This is a genomic window from Blastococcus sp. TBT05-19 (assembly GCF_003319095.1).
In the GTDB taxonomy this organism is placed as follows: domain Bacteria; phylum Actinomycetota; class Actinomycetes; order Mycobacteriales; family Geodermatophilaceae; genus Blastococcus.
The window spans coordinates 224,806-240,710 of record NZ_QOHI01000005.1; the positions used below are offsets into that span (position 1 = coordinate 224,806).

The 15,905-nt window shown below is 73.1% G+C and carries 14 protein-coding genes; 8 read left to right on the top strand and 6 right to left on the bottom strand.

The genetic code is table 11. The annotated features are described in order from the left end of the window. The first annotated feature begins 67 nt into the window (after nucleotides 1-67). The gene (locus tag DQ244_RS14740; protein ID WP_113812232.1) at nucleotides 68-2,521 is read left to right on the top strand and encodes a bifunctional (p)ppGpp synthetase/guanosine-3',5'-bis(diphosphate) 3'-pyrophosphohydrolase; all 2,454 of its coding nucleotides are present in this window, start codon (nucleotides 68-70) and stop codon (nucleotides 2,519-2,521) included. A gap of 43 nt (nucleotides 2,522-2,564) precedes the next feature. Here DQ244_RS14740 and DQ244_RS14745 read toward each other — a convergent pair whose 3' ends face one another. Beyond that, nucleotides 2,565-2,918 (bottom strand): hypothetical protein, encoded by a 354-nt coding sequence (locus DQ244_RS14745; protein ID WP_113812233.1) that lies wholly within the window; start codon nucleotides 2,916-2,918, stop codon nucleotides 2,565-2,567. A gap of 121 nt (nucleotides 2,919-3,039) precedes the next feature. Beyond that, nucleotides 3,040-3,879, bottom strand: coding sequence for a peptidylprolyl isomerase (locus tag DQ244_RS14750; RefSeq protein ID WP_113812234.1), 840 nt, complete (start codon nucleotides 3,877-3,879; stop codon nucleotides 3,040-3,042). A gap of 150 nt (nucleotides 3,880-4,029) precedes the next feature. Here DQ244_RS14750 and DQ244_RS14755 point away from each other — a divergent pair, with 150 nt between their 5' ends. From DQ244_RS14755 to aspS, 4 genes are read left to right on the top strand one after another with little or no spacing between them, the layout of a single operon-like run. After that, nucleotides 4,030-4,713 (top strand): MBL fold metallo-hydrolase, encoded by a 684-nt coding sequence (locus DQ244_RS14755; protein ID WP_113812235.1) that lies wholly within the window; start codon nucleotides 4,030-4,032, stop codon nucleotides 4,711-4,713. A gap of 9 nt (nucleotides 4,714-4,722) precedes the next feature. After that, the gene (gene hisS / locus DQ244_RS14760) at nucleotides 4,723-5,976 is read left to right on the top strand and encodes a histidine--tRNA ligase (RefSeq protein ID WP_233491518.1); all 1,254 of its coding nucleotides are present in this window, start codon (nucleotides 4,723-4,725) and stop codon (nucleotides 5,974-5,976) included. A gap of 8 nt (nucleotides 5,977-5,984) precedes the next feature. Further along, on the top strand, nucleotides 5,985-6,965 hold the full coding sequence (locus DQ244_RS14765; RefSeq protein WP_113812237.1) for an aldo/keto reductase: 981 nt from the start codon (nucleotides 5,985-5,987) through the stop codon (nucleotides 6,963-6,965). A gap of 28 nt (nucleotides 6,966-6,993) precedes the next feature. Next, nucleotides 6,994-8,772, top strand: a complete 1,779-nt coding sequence (aspS, locus tag DQ244_RS14770; protein ID WP_113812238.1) for an aspartate--tRNA ligase — start codon at nucleotides 6,994-6,996, stop codon at nucleotides 8,770-8,772. On the opposite strand, the gene DQ244_RS14775 is transcribed toward aspS, so the two are convergent. Next, entirely contained in the window at nucleotides 8,769-9,272 is a 504-nt protein-coding gene (locus DQ244_RS14775) for an ASCH domain-containing protein (protein WP_113812239.1), read from the bottom strand. The genes aspS and DQ244_RS14775 overlap by 4 nt on opposite strands. 18 nt (nucleotides 9,273-9,290) lie before the next feature. Here DQ244_RS14775 and DQ244_RS14780 point away from each other — a divergent pair, with 18 nt between their 5' ends. Continuing rightward, nucleotides 9,291-10,382 carry an alanine--glyoxylate aminotransferase family protein gene (locus DQ244_RS14780; RefSeq protein ID WP_113812418.1) on the top strand — a complete coding sequence of 364 codons (1,092 nt, stop codon included), beginning with the start codon at nucleotides 9,291-9,293 and terminating at the stop codon, nucleotides 10,380-10,382. A 7-nt stretch (nucleotides 10,383-10,389) separates the two neighbouring features. Here the strand turns inward: DQ244_RS14780 and DQ244_RS14785 are convergent, their stop codons facing one another. From DQ244_RS14785 to DQ244_RS19695, 3 genes are read right to left on the bottom strand one after another with little or no spacing between them, the layout of a single operon-like run. After that, the gene (locus DQ244_RS14785; protein WP_113812240.1) at nucleotides 10,390-12,024 is read right to left on the bottom strand and encodes an amidohydrolase; all 1,635 of its coding nucleotides are present in this window, start codon (nucleotides 12,022-12,024) and stop codon (nucleotides 10,390-10,392) included. Continuing rightward, the gene (locus DQ244_RS14790) at nucleotides 12,005-13,450 is read right to left on the bottom strand and encodes a cytosine permease (protein WP_113812241.1); all 1,446 of its coding nucleotides are present in this window, start codon (nucleotides 13,448-13,450) and stop codon (nucleotides 12,005-12,007) included. Before DQ244_RS14790 ends, DQ244_RS14785 begins: the two co-directional genes overlap by 20 nt. Next, nucleotides 13,447-13,614, bottom strand: coding sequence for a hypothetical protein (locus DQ244_RS19695; RefSeq protein WP_199580416.1), 168 nt, complete (start codon nucleotides 13,612-13,614; stop codon nucleotides 13,447-13,449). The genes DQ244_RS14790 and DQ244_RS19695 overlap by 4 nt, the downstream gene beginning before the upstream one ends. A gap of 128 nt (nucleotides 13,615-13,742) precedes the next feature. On the opposite strand from DQ244_RS19695, the gene DQ244_RS14795 reads away from it, so the two are divergent. Further along, nucleotides 13,743-14,354 carry a TetR/AcrR family transcriptional regulator gene (locus DQ244_RS14795; protein ID WP_113812419.1) on the top strand — a complete coding sequence of 204 codons (612 nt, stop codon included), beginning with the start codon at nucleotides 13,743-13,745 and terminating at the stop codon, nucleotides 14,352-14,354. 106 nt (nucleotides 14,355-14,460) lie between these two features. Beyond that, complete coding sequence (locus DQ244_RS14800) at nucleotides 14,461-15,897, top strand: aldehyde dehydrogenase family protein (protein ID WP_113812242.1); 1,437 nt, start codon at nucleotides 14,461-14,463, stop codon at nucleotides 15,895-15,897. Nucleotides 15,898-15,905: the final 8 nt, after the last annotated feature.

The window sequence follows — 15,905 nt, forward strand, 5'->3', positions numbered from 1 at the left end:
GCGACGGGACACGCCGTCCGGCTAGCATGGGGAGGGTCCCCCCTCCTCGAAACCCGTGGGAGCAGCCGTGGCCTCCGAAGTAGCCGCTGACGCGGCTCCCGCGCGGCCCGGCGCGGTGGAGACCGGTGCGGCGGAGGGCGCGGTGGCGCCCGACGGCGGGACGCCCACCCGGCACCCGCTCCCGGAGCGCCCGGTGGTCCGCCGCCCCGACGACGTCGGCGCCGAGCCCGTCGACCCGGACTCCGGTGCACCCCGCCGCCGCGTGCGCGACCGGCTCGCCCGCCGGATCGTCGCCGGGCAGCGGAGCACGCTGGTGCGCCCGGTGCTCGAGCCGCTGGCAGCGCTGCACCGGCAGAGCCACCCGAAGGCCGACCTCGCACTGCTGCAGCGCGCCTACGACGTGGCCGAGGCGGCGCACAGCAGCCAGAAGCGCAAGAGCGGCGACCCCTACATCACCCACCCGCTCGCCGTCTCCACGGTGCTGGCCGGGCTCGGGATGGACACCACGACGCTGATCGCGGCCCTGCTGCACGACACCGTCGAGGACACCGGCGTCACGCTCGAGACGATCACCACCGACTTCGGCTCGGAGGTGGCGCACCTGGTCGACGGCGTCACCAAGATCGACCGGGTCAAGCTGGGTGACGCCGCCCAGGCCGAGACGATCCGCAAGATGATCGTGGCGATGGCCCGCGACCCGCGGGTACTGGTCATCAAGCTGGCCGACCGGCTGCACAACATGCGCACGCTGCGCTTCCTCCCGCCCGAGAAGCAGGAGAAGAAGGCGCGCGAGACGCTGGAGATCCTCGCCCCGCTGGCCCACCGGCTGGGTATGAACACCATCAAGTGGGAGCTCGAGGACCTCGCGTTCGCCACGCTGTACCCGAAGCGCTACGACGAGATCGTGCGGCTGGTGGCCGAGCGCGCGCCGTCCCGCGACACGTTCATCGCCGAGGTCACCTCGCAGGTGACCGAGCAGCTCAAGGCCGCGAAGATCGAGGCGGCCGTGACCGGCCGGCCCAAGCACTACTACTCGATCTACCAGAAGATGATCGTGCGCGGCCGCGACTTCACCGACATCTGGGACCTCGTCGGCATCCGCATCCTGGTGGACTCGGTGCGCGACTGCTACGCGGCACTCGGCATCATGCACGCGCACTGGCAGCCGGTGCCGGGCCGCTTCAAGGACTTCGTGGCCATGCCGAAGTTCAACATGTACCAGTCGCTGCACACGACGGTGATCGGCCCGCAGGGCAAGCCGGTCGAGCTGCAGATCCGCACGCACGACATGCACCGCACCGCGGAGTTCGGCATCGCCGCGCACTGGAAGTACAAGGAGAAGGCGCGGGTCGGCGGCAAGCCCAGCGCCGGTGAGTTCGGTGCCCCGGTCAAGGCCGGCTCGCCCGACGACATGCTGTGGCTGCGCCAGCTGCTGGACTGGCAGCGCGAGGCGCAGGAGCCCGGCGAGTTCCTGGAGACGCTGCGGTACGACCTCGGTCCGCAGGAGGTCTTCGTCTTCACGCCGAAGGGCGACGTGGTCAGCCTGCCCGGCGAGTCGACGCCGGTGGACTTCGCCTTCGCGGTGCACACCGAGGTCGGCTACCGGACGATCGGCGCCCGCGTGAACGGCTCGCTGGTGTCGCTGGACAGCAAGCTCACCAACGGGGACGTCGTCGAGATCTTCACCTCCAAGTCGCCGACCGCCGGCCCGTCGAAGGACTGGCTGTCGTTCGTCGGGTCGTCCCGGGCACGCACCAAGATCCGCCAGTGGTTCACCAAGGAGCGCCGCGAGGACGCCGTCGAGGCCGGCAAGGAGGCCCTGACCCGCGCCATGCGCAAGGCCGGGCTCCCGCTGCAGCGGCTGCTCGGCGGCGAGGCGCTGTCCACGCTCGCCAAGGACCTGCGCTTCGCCGACGTCACCGCGCTCTACGCGGCGGTGGGAGAGAACCACCTCTCGGCCGCCTCGGTCGTCGAGAAGCTGATGGTGGCGCTCGGCGGCAGCGAGGGCGCCACCGAGGACATCGCCGAGACCGCGATCCCGACCCGGCGGTCCTCGCCGCGGCGCGGCAGCGGCGATCCGGGCGTCGTCGTGCACGGCATGACCGACGTGTGGGCCAAGCTCGCGAAGTGCTGCACCCCCGTGCCGGGGGACGCGATCCTCGGGTTCGTCACCCGCGGGGGTGGCGTGAGCGTGCACCGCACCGACTGCACCAACGCCGCTGACCTGCAGAGCAAGCCCGAGCGGCTCGTCGAGGTCGAGTGGGGCAACCAGCAGGGCGCGATGTTCCTGGTCGCGATCCAGGTCGAGGCGCTGGACCGGCACCGGCTGCTGTCCGACGTGACCAAGGCGCTGGCCGACGAGCGGGTGAACATCCTGTCCGCGTCGGTGCAGACCAGCCGCGACCGCGTCGCGATCAGCCGGTTCACCTTCGAGCTGGCCGACCCCGCGCACCTCGGCGCGGTGCTGCAGACCGTGCGCAACGTGGACGGCGTCTTCGACGTCGAGCGCGTCACCGCCTAGGTCCCGCGGTGCGACCCTGAGGGCTGGGAACGTCGTGGGGCTCTCAGTCGCGCCGGATGTCGATCTGCTCGGTGCGTCCGGCGGGCATCCGTGGGCGACCGGCCACCACATCGAGATCCAGAGCTCGGTCAGGGCGGCGGAAGAGGGCGGCGAACGTGTTCGCACGCAGACCCACCCGGGCTCGCAGCGTCACCCGGTCGTCGGCGGAGAGATCGAGATCGAGGGGCGCGCTGGCCTGCGGCCACAGGGCGACGTGGACCGTGTATCGCCCCTCTTCCATCGTGATGTCGACGCTGCTCTCGCTGCGGAGGGCGGCCACCCGGTTCCCGTCGACGAACACCTGCATGCGGCTGACGAGCGGGGCGCCGTACTCGCGGTAGACGGTGACGGTGGACATGGGGCCAGCACCGTAACGGATCTTGCAATGGCCCCGCGGTGTGGGGAGCGCTTCACCCCCCGGAGCGACGAGAGCGCCGGTCCCCGAGGGGAACCGGCGCTCTCGTGAGGGGCGATTCAGGTCAGACGACGGACATGTCGGTGATCTGGACCGGGATGTTCGGGGCGCCGTCGCCGGGGCCCTCGACGCCCTGCACGCCGCCCGCGGCGACCTTCTCGAGCACGGCCAGGCCGGCCTCGTCGATGGTGCCGACCACCGTGTACTGCGGCGGCAGCGTGACGTCGGTGTAGGTGAGGAAGAACTGCCCGCCGGTGGAGCCGGGTGCGGCGGTCTTGGCCATCGCGATGGTCCCGCGCGGGTAGGTCGTCTCCGGCGTGACCTCCTCGGCGTACTTGTAGGACGGCCCGCCCGAGCCCTTGCCGGTCGGGTCACCGCACTGCAGCAGACCGAACGATTCCTGGGTCACCAGCCGGTGGCAGGGGGTGTCGTCGTAGAAGCCGACGTCGGTGAGGTGCACGAAGCTCGCCGCCGCGCACGGCGCCTTGGCGCGGTCCAGGGTCAGCGTCAGGTCGCCCTGGTCGGTGGCCATCAGCAGGGTCGCGGTGCCCTGCGTCGGCGTCGCCTCGGGCGTGGGCGGGAGGCCGACGTCCTTGAGGTCGGGGTTGCCGCTCTCGTCGGGCACGTACTCGCAGCTGACCGTGCCGTCGGGGTTCGTCGTGCGCGCCGCGGGCGACGTCGCCGCCGGCGAGGAGGAGGGGGCGGCGGCCTGGTCGTCGGGCTCGTCGTCGCCACCGAGGACGCCGGTGATCAGCAGCGCGGCGCCGACGACCACGACGGCGGCGAGCGCGGTGAGGAGGATGCCCAGGTTGCGACGGCGCTTCTTCGCCTGGTCGGCGCGGCGCTCCAGCTGGCGCTGGAGGTGGCGCTGCGCGGCCTGGCGCCGCTGCTTGTTCGTGGACACGGGTGCGAACTCCTCGGGCATGCGGGGGTGCGGGACGCGCGGCCGGGAGAACGGCCGAGATCCGCTGTTCGGGGACGGAGTCTAGGTGGCGGGGCTGGGCGCTCCCTGGCAGCACCGGGGAGCGTCGGCACGCCCGCGTAACCTGCACGGGTGCTCATCCGCTCGTTCCCCGCCGGCGCGTTCGGCACCAACTGCTACGCCGTCGCCTCCGGGCCGGGGCAGGAGTGCGTCGTCGTCGACCCCGGCATGGACGCCGTCGAGCCCCTGGCCCGCATGCTGGCCGAGGACGGCCTCAAGCCGGTCGCCGTCGTGCTCACCCACGGGCACCTGGACCACACGTTCTCCGTGCTGCCGGTCTGCGACGGCTACGACATCCCCGCGTACCTGCACCCGAAGGACTTCGGGATGCTGTCCGACCCCGCGAAGTGGCACGGCCCCCAGCTCGCCCCGCTGATCACCGGCGTCCGGCTGCCCGACCCGTCGGACGTGAAGTCGCTGGACGACGGCGCCGTGCTCTCCCTGGCCGGGGTCGACCTGACCGTGCGGCACGCGCCGGGGCACACGCAGGGCTCGGTCATGTTCTCCGTCGACCTCGGCGAGGCCCCCGGACTGCTGGCCGGCGACGTGCTGTTCGCCGGCTCCGTGGGCCGGGTCGACCTGCCCGGCGGCTCGTGGGACGACATGCTGCGCTCGCTGCGCGACGTCGTCCTGCCGCTGGACGACGAGACGGTCGTGCTGCCCGGCCACGGCCCGGCGACGACGATCGGCCGCGAGCGCGCGACCAACCCCTACCTGGCCGAAGCCGCCTCCGCACCGAAGGGCCGTGGTCTCTGAATGGCCGGCATGACCGCCCCCAAGGGCACGTTCGACACCCTGCCCCCGGACTCCGCGCGCTTCCTCGCCGTCCGCGACACCCTGACCGCGCCGCTGCGGCGGGCGGGCTACGGCTACGTCGAGACGCCGGTGTTCGAGGACACCGCCGTCTTCTCCCGCGGCGTCGGTGAGTCCACCGACGTCGTGACCAAGGAGATGTACACCTTCGAGGACAGGGGAGGCCGTTCGCTGACCCTGCGCCCGGAGCTCACCGCCGGCCTGATGCGCGCGTTCATCGAGCACCGCCTGCACGACGGCGCGTTGCCGGTGAAGCTCTGGACGGTCGGCTCGGCCTTCCGCTACGAGCGCCCGCAGGCCGGCCGCTACCGGCACTTCACCCAGGTCGACATGGAGGCCCTCGGCACCGACGACCCGGCGCTGGACGCCGAGGTCGTCGCCCTGGGCGTGCAGGGCTTCCGCGACCTCGGGCTCACCGACTTCGAGCTGCTCCTGACCTCGCTCGGCGATGCCACCTGCCGGCCGCAGTACCGCGAGCTGCTCGTGGCCTACCTGGACAAGCTGGACCTCGACGAGGAGACCCGGCGCCGCGCGGCCATCAACCCGCTGCGCGTGCTCGACGACAAGCGGCCCGAGGTGCAGGCCCAGCTCGGCGACGCCCCGCTGATGGTCGACCACCTCTCGGACTCGACCAAGGCGCACTACGACGCCGTCCGCCAGCACCTGACCGACCTCGGCGTCACCTGGACCGAGGCGCCTCGGCTCGTGCGCGGGCTGGACTACTACACGAAGACGACGTTCGAGTTCATCCACTCCGGCCTGGGCGCGCAGTCGGCGATCGGTGGTGGCGGCCGCTACGACGGGCTGTCGGCCGCGCTCGGCGGCCCGGACCTCTCGGGCATCGGCTACGCCGTCGGCGTCGACCGGACGCTGCTCGCGGTGCAGGCCGAGGGCCTCGACGTCGGGGCGACCCCGGGCGTGCAGGCGTTCGTCGTCCCGCTGGGGGCCGAGGCCAAGCGGCTCGCCGTGACGCTGGTCGGGCAGCTGCGCCAGGCCGGGGTCTCCGCCGACACCGTCTACGGCGACCGCGGGCTCAAGGGCTCGATGAAGGCGGCCGACCGCTCCGGGGCCTCGCACGTGCTCGTCATCGGCGAGCGCGACCTGGCCGAGGGGGTCGGTCAGCTCAAGGATCTGCGCACCGGCGAGCAGGTCGCCGTCCCCGTGGGTGAGCTGTTCGACCGGCTGCGTGCGAGTGTGGAGAGGTGAGTTCCTCGATGGAGCAGCGACCGCTCGGGCGGACCGGGGCCGACGTCAGCGTGATCGGCCTGGGCACCTGGCAGCTGGGCGGCGACTGGGGCAGCGTCGACGACGAGACGGCGCTGACGATCCTGGAGACGGCGCTCGACGCCGGGGTGACCCTGCTCGACACCGCCGACGTCTACGGCGACGGCCGTTCCGAGGAGCGGATCCGCAAGGCGCTCGCGACGCGGTCCAAGCGGCCGTTCGTCGCGACCAAGGCCGGGCGCCGGGCCGATCCGTTCGAGGCCGACCAGTACACGCCCGAGAACCTGCGCGCGTGGATCGACCGGTCCCGCCGCAACCTCGGCGTCGACACCCTCGACCTGGTCCAGCTGCACTGCCCGCCGCCCGCGGTCTACTCCGACCAGCGGGTCTACGACGCGCTGGACTCGTTCGTCGCGGACGGCGCCATCGCCGCGTACGGCGTCTCGGTGGAGACGGTCGAGGAGGGGCTGACCGCGCTGCAGCACGAGGGCGTGGCCACGATCCAGGTCATCCTCAACGTCTTCCGGCGCAAGCCGCTGGAGGAGCTGCTGCCCGCCGCCCAGCGCGCCGGGGTCGGCATCCTCGCCCGCGTCCCGCTGGCCAGCGGCCTGCTCACCGGCCGGTTCAGCGAGCACACCGAGTTCGCCGCCGACGACCACCGGAACTTCAACCGCAACGGCGAGGCCTTCGACGTCGGCGAGACGTTCGCGGGCGTGCCCTACGACGTCGGGGTGGCCGCCGCCCGCGACTTCGTCGACATCGCCGGCAATCGGGTTCCCAGCCAGGTCGCCCTGCGCTGGGTCATCGACCAGCCCGGCGTCACCTCGGTCATCCCCGGCGCCAGCAAGGTCGGGCACGTCGGCGGGAACGTCGACGCGGCAGCGCTCCCGGCGCTCACCGACACCGAGCTCTCCGACCTCGAGCGGCTGTACGACGAGCGCATCCGCGCGCACGTGCACGACCGCTGGTAACCCACCGCCCTTTCGAAAGGCTCCTCCTGTGCTTCGCACCCACGACGCCGGCGCGCTCCGCGCATCCGACGCCGGAACCACCGTCACCCTCGCCGGCTGGGTCGCCCGCCGCCGCGACCACGGCGGCGTGGTCTTCCTCGACCTGCGCGACGCCTCCGGGTACGTGCAGGTCGTCGTCCGCGAGGAGGAGGCCCACCACCTGCGCAACGAGTACTGCGTGCTCGTGACCGGTGAGGTGCGCACCCGCCCGGAGGGCAACGAGAACCCGGAGCTGCCCACCGGCGAGATCGAGGTCGCCACCTCCTCGCTCCAGGTGCTGTCGGCCTCGGCGCCGCTGCCGTTCCCGATCGAGACCGACCAGGCGGCGTCCGACGACGTCCGGTACAGGTACCGCTACCTCGACCTGCGCCGGCAGGGCCCGGCCAAGGCCATGCGCCTGCGCTCGGAGATCAGCCGGATCGCCCGCAGCGTCATGGCCGGGCACGGCTTCACCGAGGTCGAGACGCCCATCCTGACCCGGTCCACCCCCGAGGGCGCCCGCGACTTCCTGGTGCCGGTCCGCCTGCAGCAGGGCAAGTGGTACGCGCTGCCGCAGTCGCCGCAGCTGTTCAAGCAGCTGCTCATGATCGGCGGGCTGGAGCGGTACTACCAGATCGCCCGCGCCTTCCGCGACGAGGACTTCCGCGCCGACCGGCAGCCGGAGTTCACCCAGCTCGACTTCGAGATGAGCTTCGTCGAGCGCGACGACGTGCTGGCCGTCGCCGAGGACGTCGTCCGCAACCTGTGGCGCGAGCTGGCCTCCTACGAGGTGCCCGAGATCCCGCGGATGACCTACCGCGAGGCGATGGACCGCTTCGGCTCCGACAAGCCCGACCTGCGCTTCGGCATCGAGCTGACCGAGCTGACCGAGTACTTCGCCGCCACCCCGTTCCGGGTGTTCCAGTCGCCCTACGTCGGCGCCGTCGTCATGCCCGGCGGTGGTTCGCAGCCGCGGCGCGCGTTCGACGCCTGGCAGGACTGGGCCAAGTCGCGCGGTGCCAAGGGCCTGGCCTACGTGACCATCGCCGAGGACGGCACGCTCGGCGGCCCGGTGGCCAAGAACATCTCCGACGCCGAGCGCGAGGGCCTGGTCGAGGCCGTGGGTGCTGCGCCCGGCGACTGCGTCTTCTTCGCCGCCGGTCAGCGCCGCTCGTCGCAGGAGCTGCTCGGCGCGGCCCGCAACGAGATCGCCAAGCGCCTGGAGCTGATCGAGCCCGGCTCGTGGTCGTTCCTCTTCGTCGTCGACTTCCCGATGTTCGAGGAGACCGAGGACGGCGACTGGACCTTCATGCACCACCCGTTCACCTCGCCCACGCCCGAGTGGCGCGACCGGTTCGCCGAGGACAAGGGCGCGGCGCTGTCCGACGCCTACGACATGGTGATCAACGGCAACGAGGTCATGAGCGGCTCGGTCCGCATCCACGACGCCGACCTGCAGGAGCGGGTGTTCGAGACCCTCGGCATGTCCCGCGAGGAGGCCCGCGAGCGCTTCGGCTTCTTCCTCGAGGCGTTCGCCTACGGCCCGCCGCCGCACGCCGGTGCCGCGCTGGGCTGGGACCGCCTGTCGGCGCTGCTGTCCGGCGTCGAGTCGATCCGCGAGGTCATCGCCTTCCCGAAGACCGGTGCCGGGTTCGACCCGCTCACCGGCGCGCCGACGCCGATCACCGAGGCCCAGCGCAAGGAGGCCGGCATCGACGCGAAGCCCGAGGAGCCGGCGCTGCCCGGTCAGCCCGGGGCGCCGGGGGCCTCCGACCCGACGAAGGGCTAGTCCCGGTCGGCGACCTCGGGGGGCCAGACGACGCGGAAGCGTTCGAAGACCACCTCGAGGTCGTCGGTCCACTCCTGCCCGCGCGCGGCCTGCGTGCGGCGGAAGTACCGCTCGTGCCCGTCCAGCCACCCGGCGCGGGAGCGGTCGCCCTCGCCCTCGTCCCAGGCGAACGCCACGTCGACGCTGTCCAGCGGGCCGAGGCGGAGCTCGGTCGACCGCAGCACGCACCGCGGCACCCCGGCGCCGTCGCAGGCGACCCAGTGGCCGCCGATCCGGGGCAGCGGCTCGCCGTTCGCGGCGAAGTCCGCGACCAGGCCCGCGGTCGCCCGCTTCGTGCCGGCGAGCACGAGGCCGATGAGCTCGTCGGCCAGCGCGGCGCTGTCGCCGAAGCGCTCCACGGCGGGTTCGTCGAGGGGCGGGGAGGGGAGCGAGGCGACGTAGTCGCGCCACAGGGCCGAGGCCGCGTCGCGGTCGAGCTCACCCGGCTGGTCAGCAGTCACGCCGGTAGTTTGCTGGTCATGCCGCTGCGCGCACGCACCCTGCTCGGTCCCGGCCCGTCCAATCCCTATCCGGAGGCGACCGCCGCGCTCGGTCTCCCGCTGCTCGGGCACCTCGATCCGCTGTTCCTGGAGGTGCTGGACGAGACCTCCGACCGGCTCCGCCAGGTGTTCGGCACGGCGAACCGGCGCACCCTGCCGCTGTCGGCGACGGGGTCGGCGGGCATGGAGGCGGCGTTCGTCAACACCGTGGGCCCGGGCGACGTCGTCGTCGTCGCGGTGAACGGGCTGTTCGGGCAGCGGATGACCGACGTCGCCGCCCGGTGCGGGGCCGAGGTCGTCGCCGTCGAGCACGAGTGGGGGCAGCCGGTCGACGCCGAGCGCGTGCTGGCCGCGCACCCGTCCCCGAAGCTGATCGCCGCCGTGCACGCCGAGACCTCCACCGGTGTGCGCTCGGACCTGGAGCCGCTGGCCGCGGGCAAGGGCGACGCGCTGCTGCTCGCCGACTGCGTCACCTCGCTCGGCGGCATCCCGGTGCGGCTGGACGAGTGGGGCGTGGACCTCGCCTACGCCGGTTCGCAGAAGTGCCTGGGCGTGCCGCCGGGGCTCGCGCCCTTCACGATCTCCGACCGCGCCTGGGAGCGCCGGATCGAGAAGCCGCAGAGCTGGTACCTCGACCTGGGCATGCTCGGCGGCTACGCCGGCGAGGCCGCCGGGTCCGGTGGCCGCACCTACCACCACACGGCACCGACCGGCATGGTCGTGTCGCTGCACGCCGGGCTCGGCCGGATCCTCGAGGAGGGGCTGGACGCCGTCCACGCCCGGCACGCCGAGGCCGGCCGGCTGCTCCACGAGGGCCTCGAGGCGATGGGCCTGGAGCTCTTCGCCGCCGAGGGGCACCGGCTGCCCGAGCTCACCACGGTCAAGGTGCCCGACGGCGTCGACCCGGCGGCCGTGCGCAAGGAGCTGCTGGAGCGCTACGACCTGGAGATCGGCACGGGTGCCGGGGCCTACGCCTCGACCGTCTGGCGGATCGGGCTGATGGGCCCCAACGCCGCCCCCGACAGGGTGGCGCTCGTCCTGGCCGCCCTGGAAGACGTCCTGGGTCGCTGACCGCGCCTCACCCGCCGCAGTAGGTGGGCACCCCGCCGGTGACGGTGCGCGTCACCCGCGCCTCGAGCAGCGAGTCGACGCCGTCGACGAAGGGGTTCCGGTCGAGGACGGCGAAGTCGGCCAGCCGGCCGGGGGAGAGGACCCCGCGCTCGTGCTCGGCGGTGCACGACCAGGCCGCGTCGTAGGTCGCGTGGCGGAGGGCGTCGGCCAGCGGGAGCGCGAAGCGGGGGATGTTCGGCGGCAGCGAGGGGTCGAGGGCCGAGCGGCGGGTCGCGGCGATGTACAGGTTGCGCAGCGGCGAGTGCGGAGCCGTGGGCGCGTCGGTGCCGAACGCCAGCCGCGCCCCGGTCTCGGCGAACTCCGGCCAGGCGTAGCCGCGCTCCACCCGGTCGTCACCGAGCATCGCGCGCCAGTTGTCCTGGACGGCGGGGTCGGCGTGGACCGGCTGCATCGAGGCGGTGATGCCGAGCCGGCCCAGGCGCGGCACGTCGGCCGGGTCGACGTACTCCAGGTGCTCGATCCGGTGCCGCCGCGGCCGGTCCCCGTTCCGGTCGACGGCGGCCTCGAGCGCGTCCAGCGCGATGCGCGCGGCCTGGTCGCCGATGGCGTGGACGGCGATCTGCAGCCCGGCGGCGTCGGCCGCCACCACCGCGGGCGCGAGGGTCTCGAGGTCCCAGATCGGCTCGGGGGCGGCGCCGTTGGCGTACGGCGCGGTGAGCGCGGCCGTGCACCCGTCGATGACGCCGTCCACCACGAACTTCACGCCGGCCATCCGCAGCCGGGGGGAGCGGTGCTCCTGCGCCAGGCGGGCGGCCGTCGCCACCTGGGCGAGGTGCTGCGCGGTGTCCCCGGGACGGTCCATGAACCAGTGCCCGACGATGCGGACCGGGAGGCGGCCGGCAGCCTGGGCGCGCGCCATCGCCGCCAGCCCGTGCTCGTCCACGGCCATGTCGATCACGCCGGTGATCCCGTTGGACGCGTACGCAGTCATGGCCGCGTCGAAGTGCCGGTCCCGGTCCGCGTCGGTGCGCTGCGCCGCCAGGAAGGGCCAGACGATCTCGCTCATCGCCGTCTCGTCGATGTGCCCGGTGGGCTCTCCGGTGACCGGGTCCCGGGCGATCGTCCCCCCGACCGGGTCCGCGGTGTCCCGCGTGATGCCGAGCTCCTCGAGCGCCCGGCTGTTGACCCACACGGAGTGGTAGTCGTTCGCGTCGAGGTAGACGGGCCGGTCCGGGCAGACCGCGTCGAGCATCGCCCGCGTCGGGCGGCCGTCCGGCACCGCGGAGAACAGCCAGCCCTGGCCCAGGACGCGAGGCGCCTCCGGGTTCGCCGCGGCCCAGTCGGCGATCCGCCGCTGGATCGTCCCGAGGTCGGGGGCGTCCCGCAGGTGCACCCGGGTGAGCGCGTCCCCGGTCATGAGGACGTGCGTGTGGGCGTCGACGAAGCCCGGGACGACGAGCCCGCCGGACAGCTCCACCACCTCGGCACCGGCGCCCGCGGCCTCCCGCGCGCCGACCTCCGAGCCCACGTGCAGCAGCCGGTCGCCCCGGACGACGAGGGCCTCGGCGGGCGGGGAGTCCGCCCCGGTGAAGACGGCGGCGCCGCGGTAGATCGTGGTGCGGTCAGCGTGCGCGGTGGTCATAGCCACCCTTTCCGGACGGGGCGACGACGAGGCGGGTCAGGACGTAGTGGACGACGCCGGTGACGAGGAAGGCCGGCAGCGTCGCCGTGGTGTAGCGGAACGCGGCCGCGGACTCGAAGGTGATCGGGTCGAGCAGCACGTAGTAGGTCGCCGCTCCGGCCGCCACGGCCAGGAAGGCGAACGGGTTGACCCCCCGCCAGAAGCTGTAGCGGGAGACCCCTTCGGGCTCGTACAGGCCCCGGACGTGCAGGGTCCGCTTCCGGAGCAGGAAGAAGTCGACGAAGTAGACGGCGCACAGCGGGGCGAGGACCAGCGACACCCAGGCCAGGAACTTGAAGTAGTTGTCGTAGATGGCACCGGGCCAGAAGACGACGGCCGCCGCGGGGGCGAACAGCAGGGCGGCGAGCACCGGCCACGGGAGCCGACGGGTGGGCGCGCCGCCCGCCCGGCGGATCGCCAGGCTGCCCGAGTAGGTCTGCCCGACCATGCTGGTCACGTTGGCGAAGCCGACGAACACCAGCGCGATGACGCCGAGCACGGCTCCGCCGAGCGGCACCATCCACACCGTCGGGTCGGAGTCACCGAGGACCAGGGCGGCGAACGAGCCGACCACGCCGGCCACGACGCTGGCCAGGAAGAGCCCCAGCAGGTTGGGCCAGAACGCCGCCCGCTGCGTGGTGGTGAGCCGGGCGAGGTTGCCCATGATCGTCCACCAGGAGAAGCCCACACCGAGGCTCAGCTCGAGCGCGATCATCCAGTCGAGCCCGGGGTCGCCGAAGGGGGCCAGGGGCTCGGCGGCGAGCAGGTCGGCCCACGAGTGCTCGGTGAGGAGCGCCACGAGCATGACCACGATGACGACCACGAGGGCGGGCGCGACGAACTTGTTGACCCACTCGATGCTGACCGGCCCCTTCACCAGCAGCAGCCAGGAGATCAGGATCGCGAACAGCGCCGCGGCGATCACCATCCCGCCCTCGGGGCCGAAGTCGGTGCCGAAGGTCGAGTTGCTGACGTTCACGATGGCCCGGCCGAACATGATCGCGAGGATCGCGTTCCAGCCGGCGGCCGCCAGGGGGAAGAGCACCAGGACGAGGGCGCGCGAGCCGTTGCCCCCGAAGACGCTGCGCAGCGCCGTGTACTGCTCCAGGCCGTACTTGGCCGACGGGATGCAGGTCGTCAGCGACACGAGGACGACGCCTATGAGGTTGCCGATGACGCTCGCGGCGATGGCGGTCTCGGCGCCGACGAAGACGGCGAGGGTGCCTCCGCTCAGGAACGCCCACGTGGCGATGGCCAGCCCGATGTTGACCGAGGTGAACGACCAGAAGCCCCAGATCCGCTCGGAGGCGAGCGTGGGCAGGTCGCTGGTGCCGGCGTCGCCGCCGACCGGCGCGGAGGCGGGCTGGGTGCGCAGTCCCTCGCTCATGCCGGGTAGCTCCACACGATCATCGCGAGGACCAGCAGGGCCCCGAGCACCACGAGCAGGACGATGTCCCGGGCCGGCAGGTCGGCCCGGGCAGGGTCGACGTACCCCGGGTCCTCGATCACCGCCAGCCGTGCCTGCAGCTCTCGCTCGAAGTCGTCGGTCATCGTGGTCCTCCCGAAGGGGTGGTGCCCGGTTAACTAGCGGCGCTAGTTAACGGCGGAGACTAGCGTCACACCGGCGTCGTGGGAAGAGGGCCGGCCGATCGCGGTCGCGGGCAGATCCGGAGGTGGACGTGGGACGGCGGTCGGACCTCGTGCTCACGCGCGAGGACATCGCGCGCACGGCGCTGGCGATCATCGACGAGGAAGGTGTCGGAGCGCTCACCGTGCGACACCTCGCCGCACGGCTCGGCGTCCGGTCGCCGTCGCTCTACAACCACGTCCGGTCCAAGGACGAGATCCTGGACGCCGTCGTCGAGCTCATCGACGAGGAGATCGACACGGGCTGCCTGGACGACCCGGACTGGCGCCGGGGGATCACGGCGTTCGCCCGCAGCTACCGCCAGGCCTTCCGGGCCCACCCCGAGGTGCTGTCGCTCGTCGCGCGGGAGGCGGTGGAGACCGCCCAGGCGCTCCACGCCTACGACGCGGCACTGGCCGCGCTGCTGCGTGCGGGCTGGTCGCCCGAGCGGGCCCTCCAGCTGCTCGCGTCGATCGACTACCTCGTCCTGGGGTCCGCGCTCGTCCCCTTCACCGCGGGCTTCATCCGGCCGCCGGGGGAGTACGCGGAGCGCTACCCGTCCCTGGCTGCCGCTCTCGCCGGTTCTCCCGACCTCACCGCGGTGGACGACGACGGTTTCGAGCGCGGCCTGGCCGCGCTGCTCCGGGAGGACCCGGTCGGCTGAAGGCGTGCCGGACGGGAGCGTGCCTCCGCGCAGCATGGACAGTTCGTCCATACCCGGGCCCGGTCGACGCGGTGCAGGCTGCAGCCGCAGACCCCGAGGAGGACCCATGACCACCACCCCGTACTGGATCGCGGGCCGGGCGGCGACCGGCACCGACGTGCTGGAGGTGCGCTCACCCTTCGACGGCGCCCTCGCGGGCCGCACGACCAACGCCACCGCCGAGGACGTGGAGGCCGCCGTCGCCGCGGCCGACGGTGCCCGCGCCGTCTGCGCCGCCACGCCCGCGCACGTGCGCGCCGCGGCTCTCGACCACGTGTCCCGCCGGCTCGCCGAGCGGTCCGAGGAGATCGCCGCGCTGATCACGGCGGAGTCGGGCAAGCCGCTCAAGTGGTCGCGGCTGGAGGTCACCCGCGCCGTCTCGACGTTCCGGTGGGGGGCCGAGGAGGCCCGCCGCTGGTCGGGGTCGCTGCAGCGCCTGGACACCGACCCGGCGGCGACCGGCCGCATGGCGCTGGTCCGGCGAGCCCCGCGCGGCCCGGTCCTGGGCATCGCGCCGTTCAACTTCCCGCTGAACCTGGTGGCCCACAAGGTGGCCCCCGCGATCGCGGTCGGCGCCCCGATCGTGCTCAAGCCCGCCCCGGCCACGCCGCTGAGCGCGCTGCTGCTCGGGGAGATCCTCGCCGAGACCGACCTGCCGGCCGGCTCCTGGTCGGTGCTGCCGGTGCCCAACGAGGTCGCCGCCGAGCTCGTGCGCGACCCCCGGCTCCCGGTCGTCTCCTTCACCGGGTCGGTGCCGGTGGGTTGGTCCATCCGCGAGTCCGCCCCGCGCAAGCACGTGACGCTGGAGCTCGGCGGGAACGCGGCGGTCGTCGTCGCCCCCGACCAGGACGACGCAGCCCTGGACTGGGCCGCGACCCGCATCGCGACCTTCGCGATGTACCAGGCCGGGCAGTCCTGCGTCTCCGTGCAGCGGGTCTTCGCCCACCGCGACGTCGCCGGCGCGCTGGCCGACCGCGTGGTCGAGACGGTCGGCAAGCTGGTCACCGGTGACCCGACCGACGCTGCCACCGACGTGGGCCCGCTGATCGACGAGCAGGCGGCCCGCCGGGTCGAGAGCTGGGTGGATGAGGCCGTCGCCGCCGGCGCCACGGTGCTCACCGGTGGCACCCGGGAGGGCTCCTCGTACGCACCGACCGTGCTCGCTGACGTCCCGGCCCACGTGAAGGTCTCCTGCGAGGAGGTCTTCGGCCCGGTCGTCGTGCTGGAGACGGTGGACTCCGTGGACGAGGCGTTCGCCCGGGTCAACGACAGCCGGTTCGGCCTGCAGGCGGGCGTGTTCACCCGCGACCTGCAGCTGGCGTTCCGGGCCGCCCAGGAGCTCGAGGTCGGCGGGGTGATCATCGGCGACGTGCCGAGCTACCGCGCCGACCAGATGCCCTACGGCGGGCTGAAGGACTCCGGCACCGGCCGCGAGGGCGTGCACGCCGCGATGGAGGACCTCACCGAGGAGCGCGTGCTGGTCCTGACCGGCATCGCCGTCTGAAGGCTCCC

What these genes read in the sequence shown, in the direction of transcription:
- DQ244_RS14785 (WP_113812240.1), bottom strand. Translation starts at nt 12,024, where the DNA reads ATGACCACCGCGCACGCTGACCGCACCACGATCTACCGCGGCGCCGCC.
- DQ244_RS19695 (WP_199580416.1), bottom strand. Translation starts at nt 13,614, where the DNA reads ATGACCGACGACTTCGAGCGAGAGCTGCAGGCACGGCTGGCGGTGATC.
- DQ244_RS14780 (WP_113812418.1), top strand. Translation starts at nt 9,291, where the DNA reads ATGCCGCTGCGCGCACGCACCCTGCTCGGTCCCGGCCCGTCCAATCCC.
- DQ244_RS14790 (WP_113812241.1), bottom strand. Translation starts at nt 13,450, where the DNA reads ATGAGCGAGGGACTGCGCACCCAGCCCGCCTCCGCGCCGGTCGGCGGC.
- DQ244_RS14765 (WP_113812237.1), top strand. Translation starts at nt 5,985, where the DNA reads ATGGAGCAGCGACCGCTCGGGCGGACCGGGGCCGACGTCAGCGTGATC.
- DQ244_RS14800 (WP_113812242.1), top strand. Translation starts at nt 14,461, where the DNA reads ATGACCACCACCCCGTACTGGATCGCGGGCCGGGCGGCGACCGGCACC.
- DQ244_RS14745 (WP_113812233.1), bottom strand. Translation starts at nt 2,918, where the DNA reads ATGTCCACCGTCACCGTCTACCGCGAGTACGGCGCCCCGCTCGTCAGC.
- hisS (WP_233491518.1), top strand. Translation starts at nt 4,723, where the DNA reads ATGACCGCCCCCAAGGGCACGTTCGACACCCTGCCCCCGGACTCCGCG.